This is a genomic window from Ensifer sp. VA4, assembly GCF_055710065.1.
Map to the genome: position 1 here is coordinate 1 of NZ_JBVQPO010000002.1, position 14,520 is coordinate 14,520.

A 14,520-nucleotide genomic window follows, 5' to 3' on the forward strand; every position below is an offset into this window, starting at 1 on the left:
GTGTCAGCACGAAGCCGCCGACGACGGCCGCCGAACGCGGCATGCCGGCAAAGTTGATGAATACGGCGAGGCCCAACAGACCGTAGACGATCGACGGAACGGCCGCGAGGTTGTTGATGTTGACCTCGATCAGGTCGGTGAGCCGGTTCTTCGGCGCGAACTCTTCGAGATAGATCGAGGCGGCAACGCCGATCGGCAGCGACAGCACGAGCACGATCAGCATCATGTAGAACGAGCCGAGGGCGGCAACGCCGACGCCCGCCGCTTCAGGACGGCTGGATGCGCCGAAGGTGAAGATGCCGGTGTTGAAGCTCTTTTTCAGGATGCCGGCCTCGGCAAGCTGGTTCATCCAGGTGACCTGCTGGTCCTTGACCTTGCGCTTGCTCTCTTCGACCCTGAGGTCGATCTGCCCCTTGTAGGCGGAGTCGATGTTGGCTTCCGCCAGCAGGGTCACCGGAACGGTCTTGCCGATGATGGACGGATCCGCCACGACCAGGTCGCGCAGCAGTGTACGGGAGCTTGCAGAGACCATGTCGGTCGCCTGCTTGACCAGCGGCCGCTTGCTCGCATCGATGCCGAGCTGCTTGACGAGCGCCTCGCGCACCAGCAGCGGATAGTTGGCGGTCATCAGCACCTTGCCGTCGGTCGAGCGTTCGCCTTTGGGGTCGATGACCTTTTCGGTGAATTCGATCGGCAGCGTGATCGTCGTCTGCTGGAACGCGGTGTAGCCGTTGGAAATGACGGTCCACAGCAGCAGCGCCAGGAAGAAGAGACCAATGCTGATGGCGACAATGCCGTAGGCGCGGAACCGGCGCTCGGCGGCATAACGGCGCTTGATGCCGATATCGCGCTTTGCGGATGCGGGACGGGCGGAGATCCGGACGGTCGGGGAAGCGATGTCGGTCATTCGTACTGTTCCCGGTATTTGCGCACGATGTAGAGCGCGTAAATGTTGAGGCCGAGCGTGATGACGAAGAGCGTGATGCCCAATGCGAAGGCGACCAGCGTCTGCGGCGAGGTGAACTCGAGGTCGCCCGTCAACTGGTTGACGATCTTCACGGTCACGGTCGTCATCGGCTCGAAGGGGTTGATCTGCATGCGGGCGGCGACACCGGCCGCCAGCACCACGATCATCGTTTCGCCGACGGCGCGAGACGCGGTCAGAAGCAGCGCGCCGACAATGCCCGGAAGGGCTGCCGGAAGGATGACCTTCTTCACCGTTTCCGAGCGGGTGGCGCCGAGACCCAGCGACCCGTCACGCAGTGCGCGCGGCACCTGGGTGATGATGTCGTCGGAGAGCGACGACACGAACGGGATCAGCATGATGCCCATGACGATGCCGGCGGTGACCACGCTCTGCGCCTGGATGAAGTTCTGGTAGTTGCCGGTGGCAAGACCGTTCAGCTGCGCCGAGATGTCACGCAGGAACGGACCGACGGTCACCAGCGCGAAGAAACCGTAGACGATGGTCGGGATGCCGGCGAGCACTTCGAGCAGCGGCTTTGCGGTCGAACGCAAGCGCGGGTTCGCATATTCCGCCATGTAGATGGCCGCGAAAAGGCCGATCGGCACCGCAAACAGCATGGCGACGAAGGCGATGTAGAGCGTGCCTGCGAGAAGCGGGAGAAGGCCGAACTGGCCGGAGGCGCCACCGCTGCCGGCAGCGGCGAAGCGCGGATCCCAAACGGTGCCGAAGAAGAACTCGAACGGCGAGACCATGGTGAAGAAGCGACCGGCTTCCGACAGCATCGAGGCAACGATACCGACCGTCGTCAGGATGGCGATCGAAGATGCGACGATCAGCGAGCCGAGAATGACCCGTTCGACCTGGTTGCGCGCGCGGAAGCGGGTGGCGACGTTGCGGATGGCGTAGATGCCGCCGGCGATTGCGACCAGCAGAACGGCGGCCGTCATGAGCCAGCGATTGGCAACGGTCATCGCGTTGAAATGCTGGGCGACGGTGACCATGTAGGGCTCGCCTTCGCCGGCAAGGGCAACGCCCTTGGATGCGAGCGTCGAGCGAAGATTGGCGCTACCGTTTTCGAGCGCCGAAAGCTCCTCGCCGCTCAAGCGCAGCAGGCCGCCGGCAACGGATTTGACCTGGCCGAGCGCGAGCTGAACCGCGGCCGCGCCCTGACTCTGGACGGTGTCCGGCAGGGCGGCGCGCGTGCTTCCGTCGATATAGATGGGTGCCGCAATCAGCCAGGTGCCGAGAACGAGCGCCGCTGGCAGCATCGCCCAGATGGCGACGTAGCTACCGTGGTAGCCCGGCAAGGAATGGAGGTTGGAGAGCTTGCCGCCAGACTGCGCCAGCGACCGTGCGCGACCGGCAAAATAGGCAATGAAACCAATAACAACAATTAGCAAAAGAAGGAGCGAAGTACTCATCGGCACGTCTCCCCGGCATCGCCCGTCCATGAGCCGCCGGCAAATCGAATGAAGGCATGCCCCGGCGCGAAAAAGGTCGCGCCGGGGCTTGTCGTTATCAGAGCATGTTGCCGGCTTCGAAGCCCTTGCGAATTTCTTCGCGCTCGGCGTCCGGAGCAGCAACCAGGCCGTACTCGGCGAGCGGGCCGTCCGGGCCGATCATCTGGTCGTCGATGAAGAACTCAACATATTCCTTGAGGCCCGGAATGACGCCGAGGTGAGCCTTCTTGACGTAGAAGAACAGCGGGCGGGAAACCGGATACTCGCCGGAAGCGATCGTTTCGGTCGAGGGTACGATGCCGTTGACGGTCGCGACCTTCAGCTTGTCGGCGTTGTTTTCGTAGAAGGACAGGCCGAAGACGCCGATGCCGTTCTTGTTGGCAGCGATACGGGCGAGCGTTTCGGTGTAGTCGCCGTCGATGTCGACGGCCATGCCGTCCTTACGGACTGCGACGCACTTGCTGTGCTGCTGCTTTTCATCGGCAACGGCAGCCTTGATGACGTCAACGGCGCCAGCATCCTTGCAACCGGCAGCCAGGATCTTCTCTTCGAAGACTTCGCGGGTGCCGTGCTTTTCGCCCGGGATGAAAGCGGCGATATCAACGTCCGGAAGCGCGGAGTTGACTTCCGACCACTTCTTGTAGGGGTTGGCAACGATCTTGCCGTCGATGACGACTTCAGCAGCGAGCGCCTTGTAGAGATCGACCGGCTTCAGGGCGAGGTCGGCATTGCCGGCGTCGGTTGCGAAGACGATGCCGTCATAACCGATCTTGACTTCCTGGATTTCGGTCACGCCGGCGGCCTTGCAGGCCTCGACTTCCTTGTCCTTGATCTTGCGCGAGGAGTTGGCGATGTCGATGGTGTCCGGGCCGACGCCCTTGCAGAATTCCTTCAGGCCGGCGGAGGAGCCGCCGGATTCAACGACCGGGGTCTTGAAATCGGGGAAGGTCTCGCCGAACGTCTCGGCGACGATCTTAGCGTAGGGAAGAACGGTCGAGGAACCAGCGACCTGAACCTGGTCACGGGCGGCGGCTGCGCCGGCAAATGCGGCAGACGCTACCAGCGCCGCGACAGTGAGTTTAAGAGCTTTCATAAAAGTTCTCCCAGAATGGGCTTGTGTTGGTGTGCGCCAAGCGTTGCAGCGCTCTTCGCCGTCTTATCGGCTGCCCCTAGTTAGCCGCCGATAGCCACACCTTTTATGTCAGTTTGACGAAACATTTATGACAGCTCATGTCATTGAAAACACTAAGATAAAATGAACGTACCCAGGCTTTCCCGCGCCAATATGTCAGAACCGGACCGTAAAAGTCGTACCTTTGCCGATCTCTGAATGGATCAGCAGCCGAGCACGGTGGCGGGTGAGGATGTGCTTGACAATGGCGAGGCCCAATCCGGTGCCCTTTTTCGATCGACTGGCCTCGACATTGACCCGGTAAAACCGCTCGGTAATGCGCGGTACATGCTCGGCGGGAATGCCCGGCCCGTAGTCCTTCACGATCACTTCCGCCTGGGCGTCCTCTTCGCCGCCGCGCAGGATTATGTCGACCTTCTTGCCCTCCTGGCCATACTTGCAGGCGTTTTCGATCAGGTTCTCGAAGACCTCGATGAGTTCGTCGCGGTCACCCTGCACGACGACGGGCCTGTCCGGCACCACGAGAGAGACCGTGACATCGAGGTCCTTCGCCAACGGCAGCAGGCTGTCGCGGACATGGCCAAGCAAGGGCGCGAGGTCCACCGGATCGTCGGGCGCGATATGCGAGCGCAGTTCCAGTCGCGAAAGCGACAGGAGATCATCGACGAGGCGGCTCATGCGCGTGACCTGCTCGTGCATGATGCCGAAGAATTTCTCCTGCGCCTTCAGGTCGTTGCGCGCCGGGCCCTGGAGGGTCTCGATGAAACCGCGCAGCGATGCCAGCGGCGTGCGCAACTCGTGGCTGGCATTGGCGACGAAGTCCGAACGCATGCGGTCTATGCGGCGTGCCTGCGAGATATCGCGGTAGGTCAGCAGGAATATCCGCCTGCCCGCCCCGTCGCCGGGAACCTCGGCCGGTGCAACGCGCACGATATAGACCGCATCCGACGGCAAGCGTTCGGTATGTTCGATCTGGTTGGCCTTTCCGGTCGCCATCGTCTCGCGAACCATGTCGAGAATGCCCGGCGAGCGCACCTTTGCGGCCAGATAGGTGTTTGGCGGTATGGTGCCGAAGGCCTTTTCCGCAGCGATGTTCTGGAAGACCACCGTCTCGTCGGCGGCCACCACCAGCACCGGCATGTCGAGCGCATTCAGCGCGGGCGCCAGCGGATCGCTGGTCGGGCCAGCCGCAACCACAGCCTTGGTGGGGCTCAAGATCACCGAGGCCGGCGCGCTACGATTCAGCAAAGCTGCAACCAGAACGATCCAAAACGGCAAAACGATGAGAAAGTGGATGCCGGCGATGGTCGCAAGGATTGCCAGCAGCAGAGTAAGGCTCAGCAGCCAGCGCTCTGCTTTCAGCCGCGGAACCAGGTCCCGCCAGAACGCTTTCGAACCGTCCACCGCGACATCCTCATGAATCACTTTCTCTACTCCCGGACCAAAATGGCCGAGGAATAGCGATCCTTCATGACATGATTTTCACGACCGGCTTGAATCCGCAATGCAATTGTGGCCTCCTCCAAGGAAATCGAGCCCCGGGCACCGCGTCTTTTCGGCGCTGTCCGGAGCTCCGAGAGTTTGAAAACGCGCATGATCCCGCCGATGATCGAAGCCGGTTTTCGGAGCCGTGCGCCAGGCCGAAGGGGCGAGCAGATGGCGTTAGCGGAGACGGAAAAGGCGGAAAGCCGCGCAGTGGAGTTGCAGATCGGCGGCAAGAGCCGCATCTTCGACATCGACAATCCCGAGTTGCCGAAGTGGATCGACGACGCGGCCTTCTCTTCCGACGACTATCCCTACAAGAAGAAACTCGACGAGGAAGAATATCTGGCGACGCTGGAGAAACTCCAGATCGAACTCGTCAAGGTTCAGCTCTGGCAGCAGAAGACCGGAAAACGCATCATGGCGCTGTTCGAGGGCCGCGACGCTGCCGGCAAGGGCGGCGCGATCCATGCGACGATGGATAACCTGAACCCGCGCTGGGCCCGTATCGTAGCGCTGACGAAGCCGACGGAGACCGAACACGGGCAATGGTATTTCCAGCGCTATGTCGCGACCATGCCGACGGCAGGCGAATTCGTGCTGTTCGACCGTTCCTGGTACAACCGCGCCGGCGTCGAGCCGGTCATGGGCTTCTGCACGCCCGAGCAGCACAAGCAGTTCCTGAAGCAGGTGCCCCGCTTCGAGAAGATGATCGTGCATGAGGATATCCAGTTCTTCAAATTCTGGATCAACATCGGCCGCGAGATGCAGCTCAAGCGCTTCCACGATCGCCGCCACGATCCGCTGAAGATCTGGAAGCTCTCACCGATGGACATCGCCGCCCTCAACAAATGGGACGACTACACGGCAAAGCGTGACGAGATGCTGAAGGCAACGCACACCGACCACGCACCCTGGACTGTGGTGCGCGGCAACGACAAGCGGCGCGCACGTCTCAATCTCATCCGCCATATCCTTTGCGCGCTCGACTATGACGGCAAGGACAAGGGCGCGATCGGCGAGGTCGACGACAAGATCGTCGGATCCGGCCCGGGCTTTCTGAAGTAGCGCTCAAACGTCGGTGACCGGACGCCATGCCCGGATGGGCGGCGAAAACGGTCGCCCGTCCGGCGCCCAGCGGTTCGTAGGCGCCCCAGGGCCCTCGACCGGGGAAGCTTATTGGCCCGGAAGAACGCGAATGGCGTAAAGGTTGAGGCTCTTGCCTTCGCCGCTGATATCGCTGTTGATCACGATCCGGCCGGCGGAATTCGGCGCAAGGCTGCGATCGAAGGTGATCTTGAACAGCATGTCGAGCCGCTCGTCATGCACCGTGAAGCGATGACGGCCGCATTCGCCGAGCGAAGAGAAATTGCACTCGACGGCGAACTCGGTCGTCTTGCCCGGCTGCGCCTGCACTGTCAGCGCCATAGTCGAGGTTTTACCGGAAAGCTGCGCCAGGACTGCCGCCGGGATCTCGATGGTGATGTCGCCTTCCGTTTCGGCGGAAGAAGAGGTGAGCTGGATACGCTTGCCGCCATCGTCATCCACCGGTTCGGCCTTGGCGCGTGAGCCGGCTGTGACCGCGCCGGCGTTTGTCGGCGCGAAAACCTCCACCCAATCGCCGGTGAAGCCCTGCTGAGCGCCGAGAGTTTGCAGACCCGCCGCCCCGTCGAAATCTTCCGATGCCACCGACGCCGGCGGATTGGCGACGTTGGTGTCGCGTTCGGCCGCGGATTTCAGGAGGTCATTGGTCTGCACCCACCAGGCGGCAGCACCCGCGGCGGCGGCGAGGGTGACGACGACCATGGTGAACGACAGGAAGCGGCTGCGCTTGCGGCGCCGCCTTCGATCGGTATCGCCGCGAACTTCCGGCGCGGCGGCGGTGACCTCCGCGCCCTTTGCCATTGTATCTGCAGCCGCATGCGTCGAAACGACCGGGCCGTCACGTTCGGCGCGAAGTCCACCGAGACCACCGTCTCCCGCCGTGGAACGGGGCGCATCGGCCGCAAAGCCAGGCTCGCGGCGATCCGCCTGAGGAGACTGTGGTTGGGTTTGAGGCCGGGATTGCGGCTCGACACGCGGCTGCTCCGGTCCGCGTGCGCGGACATTTTCGTCGACGCTGGTGACGGGCGGAGTGGCGGCGGGAGGCACCGGCGGCCGTGCCCGCAGGGCCGCCCGCTCCTCCGTTTCGATCGCATGGATCACCGCCTCCAGCCGATGGCGCTGCTGGGCGATGACGTTGACGTCGTCAATTCCCTGCTTCTGCAATCCGGCTTCCAGCGCCTGACGGGCCGACTGGTAGATGCGGGCACGTGTTTCCGCGCTGGCGCGGTCGGAGCGCTCCAGCGCGTTTCTGATTGCAGTCTCAAGTCCGCTCACATCAAGTCCTCTGTGTAGGCAGGGCTTTGGGCCTGCCGGCGCACTCCGGCCGATCGGCCCCTCGAACTGTCCCCAAGGGCCCCAACGGTTAAATCTGGAGGCACGCCGTTGGTTTTGTTAACAATTGCGTAACCGCTGCTTTCGGAATCCGCAAGTCCGGCGGCCAAGTCGACCGACCAAGCCCGGGGAAAACGCGACAACTTCGCGGGCGTTCGCAAGGATAGGCCCGCGCCGCCAGCGCGAAAACCACCTCTTTGCAAGCGACGAACTTGCTGCTATCTATTTTGACGTTTACGCAAACGTCAAAAATTTGATGCGCCAATCGAGGGATGGAGAAACCGATGCCGCTTCCGCCAATTCTTTCCGGAACGACGAGACTGCCTGTCGTTGGCGCCCCTCTGTTCATCATCTCGAATCCGCAGTTGACGATTGCGCAATGCAAGGCCGGCGTGATCGGCGCCTTCCCGGCGCTCAACGCGCGCCCGCAATCGCAACTCGACGAATGGCTCGCCGAGATCACCGAGACGCTCGCCGATCACGACGCCAGGAACCCGACGCGGCGCGCAGCACCCTTCGCCGTCAACCAGATCGTGCACAAGTCCAATGCGCGGCTCGAGCAGGACCTGATGCTCTGCATCAAGTACAAGGTTCCCGTCGTGATCTCCTCGCTCGGCGCCGTGCCCGAGGTCAACGCCGCTATCCATTCCTATGGCGGCATCGTGCTGCATGACGTCATCAACAACCGCCACGCCAATTCGGCGATCCGCAAGGGCGCCGACGGCCTGATCGCGGTTGCCGCCGGTGCCGGCGGGCATGCCGGCACGCTTTCCCCGTTTGCGCTCGTCCAGGAGATCCGCTCGTGGTTCGACGGGCCGCTGCTCCTCTCGGGCGCAATCGCCACCGGCGGCGCCATCCTGGCGGCGCAGGCGATGGGTGCCGACATGGCCTATATCGGCTCGCCGTTCATCGCGACGGAAGAGGCGCGCGCCACCGACGCCTACAAGCAGATGATCGTCGACAGCAACGCCACCGACATCGTCTATTCCAATTACTTCACAGGCATTCACGGCAACTACCTCAAGCCGTCGATCGCCGCTGCCGGCATGGATCCGGACAATCTGCCGGAGGCGGACCCGTCGAAGATGGACTTCGGCGCCGCGACCGAAGGGGCCAAGGCCTGGAAGGACATCTGGGGCTGCGGCCAGGGCATCGGCGCAGTCAAGGAAGTGACCTCCGTCGCCCGTCTCGTTGATCGGCTCGAGCGCGAATACGACGCGGCACGCACCCGCCTTGGCCTGAACGCCATGCCTGTCGCAGCCACCAACAAGGAATTTTCAAGTTCTCGAAACTGATGGCTTGAAATCTTGACGCTTTGCGTTTATCAGCGCCTCACATTCGTTCCGCGGTCTGCTGCGGAACCGCCTCCGGGCCGCTTTAGCTCAGTCGGTAGAGCACATCATTCGTAATGATGGGGTCACGTGTTCGAGTCACGTAAGCGGCACCATTCTTCTTCTGGAAAACACAACGATTTCAAATCGTTAGACCATTACCAGTTTTCTCAATCCACCTTTTTAGCCACCTTTCTCTTTTCGCTGCCAGCCTTCCTCGTCACGTCGTTTTACCCTCGCGGTCTTTCTCTTTGCCGGCTTGCGTCTGGGCGCCGGCTTTGCTCGTGCTGCCCTCAATTCGGCTTCCCGCTGCTTTCGTAGCACTTGATAGAGGTGTTCGAGATCCCGATAAGCCTCGAATATCTCGGATTCTCCCCGGTTTTCCTGGGTTCGTTGATCAAGAAGACGCGAGGCGGTCACCTGCAGCGGTCCCTTGACCATCTTACGCAGCGCGAGCTGGCGCTGCCCCTCGAAAGACTCGTAGTCGCGTATTTGTTCGGGCTTCAGGTGTAGAGCCATTGCCACCGACTGATCCGAGACGAATCGCTGGGTCTTATCGTGATACTCGATTGCGGCCTTCAGGACTTCGTTGCACTGGTCGATTATATCGTCTGGACGTCCGGCACCTCGAACAACGCGGATGATATTCGCAGCGAGTTCGCGCAGCCTATAGTCCAAAGCCTCCTGCAGCCAATTCTCGTCGATAGGCATGGCGTTGCCCGAGCGTTTTCCCGCTGTAGGGAGGCTTTCGAGTTGAAAGAGTTTGGCAATGAGAGATGGGAGGCGTATAATACTTTTTGCCGGTAGCGTCTGGCCCGCGTCAAGTGATGACAAAGCTTGATGCGCCCTAATGGGTTTGAAAAAGGCCCATCGGAGAAACCACCCGCTACCGGTTGTTGGAAGGTCGGATTCATCCGGCCTTTTTTGTTGCCTGCGGTCGCCCCACATAAGGGGCATGTCTAAAGGTGAAGCCGAACTCGAAGCCGCTCGTCGGCGTTAGAACGAACTCTATCCGGGTCGCCCGATCAAGCGGGTCGGCGATACGCTGGAGGCGTCGTATTACCTGGGCGCCATGAGGTTCGTCTGGGAGAACGGCCAACCGCTGACGGATCAGGAGATCGCGTCCGTTGAGGCGATGACGCCACCCGGGTGTTTTTCCTGAATCGCCCGCGGTCAATCGCGAACGAAACGCACCTTGTCCTGGCCGGCCAACAGGAAGCTTTTGAAAGCCGCTTCCCTTACGGCTTTTTTCACGCCTTGGATGTGCTTAGGGTTCTTTGGGTTCTCCCAAAATTGTGGGAGACGGGCGCTCTTCGGCAGCTGATCGCCTATGGCCACTTCGATCTCTCCGAAGGAGAGAATAATCTCTCTCAGCCGTTCTCTGGCAAGCTGCAACGTAAGCCCCTCGTATTTCGACATCTGCCCCTCCTTCGGTTTCCTCCAGGATCTCCCAGTCTCCGTTTCAGCCGCACCACGACTGCTTGAACCCAATCCAACGGTGCGCAAGCCCCTCGTCGACGAGCTGGGCGCCGAGCGATTGACCGCCGCGGTAGACTTCGCGCAGTTTCTGGCCGTATTTATCCTCGTCACGCATCCCCGCTTTGAGACCGAATGCGCCGGCATTGAGAAGCGCTTGTAGACGGATCGTGGCCTGCTCACCCAGCGCCTTCTCTTCGGCGCAACGTGGCTCGCTAATCTCAGGCGTGTCTATGTCAGAGATCCGGTACTTTATACCGTCGAGCCAGAACGTATCACCATTCACGACGCACGTTGTCCGCGCGCCCGATGCGCACAGGGGGAAGGATGCGGAAATGGTGTCTTCCGGCGGCACGGTCGCCCAGCCGTAGGCTCCACCTATCACGATGCCAGCGAGAGGCAATACAAGCACCCATGGCGATAAACCCCTTCTCGGCGACGCCGTGCGCTTGGTCGGATTGAATTTGGCGGACGTCCCCACGGCCTCATGCGACGCCCGCGGCGTGCCTGTCCCTTTTGAAGGCAGATCTTTGCGAAAGATGGATTTGGCGACAACTATCGCGCAAACTATCACGCCACTTATCAGCAGCGAGAAGGGCGAGCTACTTCCACCACCTCCCCATAGCCTGCCACGACGGCGCGCCTCGGCATCATTTGGAAGTAAAAGCAGAAGTGGGCCGAGCACCAAAGCTCGGCGACTTAACCGGTATGGCTCGCGCATATCTGGTCCCCTCAAACCAAAACTGCAGATCTGCGCCAGACGATAACACACGTTAAAATTTAGAGAAGACTAAATAAGGCTTGACGACAACTTGCGCTGTGAGAGCATCCCCCTCATGGTTGTGCAGCATGGGGGAAGCATGAACGTGCACGCTGCTGAACAAACAAAGCAATATGAAGTATTGGGCACCCAGCGTTTCACCTGGGTGGGTTGGACAGGCGTCTGACTCTTCATCTAGTTCCAGCATGTCGCGAAACCAGCCCAACGCCGTTCCTGTATCCGCACCGATTGAATCTGAGCGAAAGTTGAATTAGTCGGGGTTCATCCATCCTCAACGGAGAGGCGACGAACCGACATGAACTTTGTTGAGCAGCTCGCTCGGAACTTCCTGCGCAAGCGGGGCTACTCCGTCTCGCACGGTGGTGGCGAGGACTATCGAGGCGACTACCGCCTGATGCAGTATTCAAGCTACGAGCAGTATGTCTCGGTTCAAACGGAGGGAAACAAGCGCAAGATCGACCAGGTCTGGGCCGACGAGGCGACGATCGACGTGATCTGTGACTATGTTCGCAAGGCCATCCCAAATGCGAAGCGGGGCCTCTGCCACGGTTCCAGGAATGGCACCGAGGTCAAATGGTTCGCGGATCGCCTCGGAATCGACGTCATCGGCACGGATATCTCGGACACGGCGTCCCGGTTCGGGCTCACCCAGTGGGATTTCCATGACGAAAATCCGGATTGGAAGAAAGCCTTCGACTTCGTCTACACGAATTCCCACGATCACGCCCACGACCCGCAAAAGGCTTTCACGACCTGGGTGGGCCAACTGGCGGATGGAGGGAAGCTCCTCGTCGAGCACACGCTCGGACACGCACCGGCAAGCGTCAGCACGCTGGATCCCTTCGGCATCGACCCCAAGGTTCTTCCTTACGCCGTCCTGGAGTTCGGTGAGGGCAAGTATGCCGTGACGAAGGTGATCAGGCCGGCCCATCAAAAGGGCGGCGGCCCGATCTGGGTGTTCGTGATCGAGGCGATCCCGCTCGGCTGATCACCGCGATCCGATCTCCCGGTTCTGGACGAGCTCCGCCGCCGGGCAACCGGCAGCCGGCCGCTCGTCCGAACGCGCAGGCACCCTTTGCGCGTCGCGGCGCCAGTCGAGAAGCGCTACTTCAGATTGCCGTCGCCGCTTCGATCCGCCGTCTTGAAGTCCGCCATCACCCGGTCCAGAAATTCGTTGCGGGTGATCTTGCCGTCGCCGCTTGCGTCGGTGGCGGCAAACTGCTGGGCATTCAGCGCCTGCTTCGTCTCGTCGGAGGTGAGGTTGCCGTCCTTGTTCCTGTCCAGATTGACGAAGGCCGTCGTCATGAAGGCCTCGTATTCGGACCGGTCGACCGCACCGTCCTTGTTGCGATCGAGCGCATCCATCTGCCCCTGGCTCATTGTTGCAGCTTGCTGCGCCACAGCGAGACCAGCCGGACAGACCACAAGCACACCCAAAAGAACGAGTTTTCTCATCCCTCACCCTTCCGCGATCAATAGTAGCGGCACGTCAGAGCATTGCCGGCCGCAGCGCCCAACGTAGCACCGCCGCCAACAGCCCAGAGCTGGCCAGTACCTGAACCGATCGTCGAGCCGATCAGGCCGCCGACGATTGCGCCGCCGACCGTTCCGGCAATGCAGCCGAATTCGTTGCCAGTCGAACCGCTCTTCGACACGTAGGCAGATTGGCACCCCGACAAGGCTAGAGCGCCGGCGAGAATGATGGTTACGGTCTGCTTGCTCATTTTATCCTCCAATATGGCCGTCTTTCTGGAATAGAGATCGGGCGGAGGCGCCATTGAGTGGCGTCGAATGCAAATAGCTTCCGAGTATGCTCCCCGGATGGGAGAGACTCTTCTGTTCAATCAGAAGCAGCTCACGAATAAAACACACGGTCCGGAGACGAAGACCTCCAAACGGCGGGCGAATACTACCCCGAGCGGCCAGCAATGACAATGTTGCGCGTGGTATTAGCTTTGTGTCGCAAATAACCCCTGACGCGATCGGGGCACTGCACTCAACAAAGGAATGCCCCTTAGCCCTAGATTTATTTATATCTCCTGCGAGATATCGTCGTTTGTGGCGTGGCGATGCGCGGTCTAGGTCTGGCTTGCCCCTGGCTGAGGTTCAGTGCTTTCACCCGCATATCTCCGGACGAGCTTTGGTCGAAGGCCCAATCAGCAGGCTGGCTCGATGGACTTTCGCCCGATGGACCTGGGCCGGGCCAAGCATGGGCATCCCTGCCTCGCAAGAGAGAGTACACGCAATGGATAGAATGACGACAATCAAATTAGGGCTTACTACTACAATCCTCTTTTCGTTCGCCGCGACCGCCTTCGCCGGGAACGGCGAGCAGGCCCGGATTGCCGCCGCCGTGGACAAGGCGATCCGACCGATCATGCGCGAATACAATGTGCCGGGCATGGCGATTGCAGTGACCGTTGACGGCCAGCACACCTTCGTCAACTACGGCGTCGCGTCCAAGGAAACGAAGGCGCCGGTTACGGAGGACACGCTGTTCGAGCTCGGCTCGATCAGCAAGACCTTTGCCGGCACGCTCGCCTCCTATGCGCAGGCGCTCGGCAAGCTGTCCTTCGAAGACCATCCCGGCCAGTACATGCCCGAGCTCCGCGGCAGCGCCATCGACAAGGCGACCCTCCTCAATCTCGCCACCTATACGGCCGGCGGCCTGCCCTTGCAGTTCCCCGATCAGGTCAAGGGCGACGGCGACATGCTGACTTACTTCAGCAACTGGAAACCAGACGCCGAGCCAGGGAAGAAGCGTCGCTACTCCAACCCGAGCATCGGCCTCTTCGGCCATGCCACCGGCCTGGCGATGGGCGGCAGCTTCGCCAACGCTTTGGAGACAGAGCTATTTCCCAAACTCGACCTCAAGCACAGCTATGTCACCGTGCCGGCCAGCGCGATGGGCAGCTACGCCTGGGGCTACGGCAAGGCCGACAAGCCGATCCGGGTCAGCCCGGGCATGTTCGACGCCGAAGCCTACGGCGTGAAATCGTCCGCGGCAGACATGATCCGCTTTGTCGACGCCAATATCCGGCCGGAGAAATTCGACGGACCCGTTCGCCAGGCGATAGAGGGAACGCATATCGGCTACTTCGATACCGGCAAGATGATTCAAGGCCTCGGCTGGGAACAGTATCCCTACCCGGTTTCGCTCGAGCGGCTGCTCGACGGCAACTCCCGAACCATGGCCCTGGATGCCAAGCCGGTGACGGCGTTGGTTCCTCCGAAGCGTCCCGATGATGCGACGCTTTACAACAAGACCGGATCCACCAACGGCTTCGGCGGTTATGTCGCCTTCGTGCCGGAAAAGAAGATCGGCGTCGTCATGCTGGCGAACCGGAACTTCCCGAATCCGGAGCGCATCAAGGCGGTGCATGCGATTCTGAAGACGGTGGCCACTCTGGCGGAATAGGCGGCGAAGCATCCATCAAAGGCAGCCCCTTGTTGCG

The 14,520-nt window shown here is 61.1% G+C and carries 14 protein-coding genes and 1 tRNA gene; 5 read left to right on the forward strand and 10 right to left on the reverse strand.

The window, feature by feature from the left end:
* The 4 genes from AC0C6X_RS02965 to phoR all read right to left on the reverse strand — a co-directional run.
* The coding region (locus AC0C6X_RS02965) for a DUF3333 domain-containing protein (protein WP_472951869.1) at positions 1 to 907 on the reverse strand (907 nt) is incomplete at its 3' end.
* A complete protein-coding gene (gene pstC, locus AC0C6X_RS02970) occupies positions 904 to 2,388 on the reverse strand; it encodes a phosphate ABC transporter permease subunit PstC (RefSeq protein ID WP_472951872.1) in 1,485 nt (494 codons plus the stop codon). The genes pstC and AC0C6X_RS02965, both read right to left, overlap by 4 nt.
* Positions 2,389 to 2,485: 97 nt before the next feature.
* Positions 2,486 to 3,520, reverse strand: coding sequence for a substrate-binding domain-containing protein (locus AC0C6X_RS02975; RefSeq protein ID WP_472951874.1), 1,035 nt, complete (start codon positions 3,518 to 3,520; stop codon positions 2,486 to 2,488).
* A 195-nt stretch (positions 3,521 to 3,715) separates the two neighbouring features.
* Positions 3,716 to 4,963, reverse strand: coding sequence for a phosphate regulon sensor histidine kinase PhoR (phoR, locus tag AC0C6X_RS02980; protein ID WP_472951877.1), 1,248 nt, complete (start codon positions 4,961 to 4,963; stop codon positions 3,716 to 3,718).
* 252 nt (positions 4,964 to 5,215) lie between these two features.
* On the opposite strand from phoR, the gene ppk2 reads away from it, so the two are divergent.
* A complete protein-coding gene (gene ppk2, locus AC0C6X_RS02985) occupies positions 5,216 to 6,109 on the forward strand; it encodes a polyphosphate kinase 2 (protein WP_472951879.1) in 894 nt (297 codons plus the stop codon).
* A gap of 108 nt (positions 6,110 to 6,217) precedes the next feature.
* Here ppk2 and AC0C6X_RS02990 read toward each other — a convergent pair whose 3' ends face one another.
* Entirely contained in the window at positions 6,218 to 7,420 is a 1,203-nt protein-coding gene (locus AC0C6X_RS02990; protein WP_173515490.1) for a biotin transporter BioY, read from the reverse strand.
* 341 nt (positions 7,421 to 7,761) lie between these two features.
* Between AC0C6X_RS02990 and AC0C6X_RS02995 the strand changes: the two genes are divergently transcribed.
* Both AC0C6X_RS02995 and AC0C6X_RS03000 read left to right on the forward strand, forming a co-directional pair.
* The gene (locus tag AC0C6X_RS02995; protein ID WP_173515489.1) at positions 7,762 to 8,772 is read left to right on the forward strand and encodes an NAD(P)H-dependent flavin oxidoreductase; all 1,011 of its coding nucleotides are present in this window, start codon (positions 7,762 to 7,764) and stop codon (positions 8,770 to 8,772) included.
* 76 nt (positions 8,773 to 8,848) lie between these two features.
* Positions 8,849 to 8,924, forward strand: a tRNA-Thr gene (locus tag AC0C6X_RS03000).
* A 67-nt stretch (positions 8,925 to 8,991) separates the two neighbouring features.
* On the opposite strand, the gene AC0C6X_RS03005 is transcribed toward AC0C6X_RS03000, so the two are convergent.
* From AC0C6X_RS03005 to AC0C6X_RS03015, 3 genes are all read right to left on the reverse strand, one after another.
* Positions 8,992 to 9,519 carry a hypothetical protein gene (locus AC0C6X_RS03005; protein WP_173515438.1) on the reverse strand — a complete coding sequence of 176 codons (528 nt, stop codon included), beginning with the start codon at positions 9,517 to 9,519 and terminating at the stop codon, positions 8,992 to 8,994.
* Between the two features lie 462 nt (positions 9,520 to 9,981).
* The gene (locus AC0C6X_RS03010; protein ID WP_173515437.1) at positions 9,982 to 10,227 is read right to left on the reverse strand and encodes a hypothetical protein; all 246 of its coding nucleotides are present in this window, start codon (positions 10,225 to 10,227) and stop codon (positions 9,982 to 9,984) included.
* Between the two features lie 43 nt (positions 10,228 to 10,270).
* The gene (locus AC0C6X_RS03015) at positions 10,271 to 11,005 is read right to left on the reverse strand and encodes a thermonuclease family protein (RefSeq protein ID WP_472951882.1); all 735 of its coding nucleotides are present in this window, start codon (positions 11,003 to 11,005) and stop codon (positions 10,271 to 10,273) included.
* A gap of 355 nt (positions 11,006 to 11,360) precedes the next feature.
* On the opposite strand from AC0C6X_RS03015, the gene AC0C6X_RS03020 reads away from it, so the two are divergent.
* Positions 11,361 to 12,053 (forward strand): methyltransferase domain-containing protein, encoded by a 693-nt coding sequence (locus AC0C6X_RS03020; protein WP_173515436.1) that lies wholly within the window; start codon positions 11,361 to 11,363, stop codon positions 12,051 to 12,053.
* Between the two features lie 116 nt (positions 12,054 to 12,169).
* Here the strand turns inward: AC0C6X_RS03020 and AC0C6X_RS03025 are convergent, their stop codons facing one another.
* On the reverse strand, positions 12,170 to 12,520 hold the full coding sequence (locus AC0C6X_RS03025; RefSeq protein ID WP_432704668.1) for an EF-hand domain-containing protein: 351 nt from the start codon (positions 12,518 to 12,520) through the stop codon (positions 12,170 to 12,172).
* Positions 12,521 to 12,537: 17 nt separating this feature from the next.
* Positions 12,538 to 12,789: a glycine zipper 2TM domain-containing protein gene (locus AC0C6X_RS03030; RefSeq protein WP_065372299.1), complete on the reverse strand. Its 252-nt coding sequence runs from the start codon at positions 12,787 to 12,789 to the stop codon at positions 12,538 to 12,540.
* Positions 12,790 to 13,319: 530 nt separating this feature from the next.
* Between AC0C6X_RS03030 and ampC the strand changes: the two genes are divergently transcribed.
* Positions 13,320 to 14,483, forward strand: a complete 1,164-nt coding sequence (gene ampC / locus AC0C6X_RS03035; protein ID WP_472951886.1) for a class C beta-lactamase — start codon at positions 13,320 to 13,322, stop codon at positions 14,481 to 14,483.
* Positions 14,484 to 14,520 lie beyond the last annotated feature (37 nt).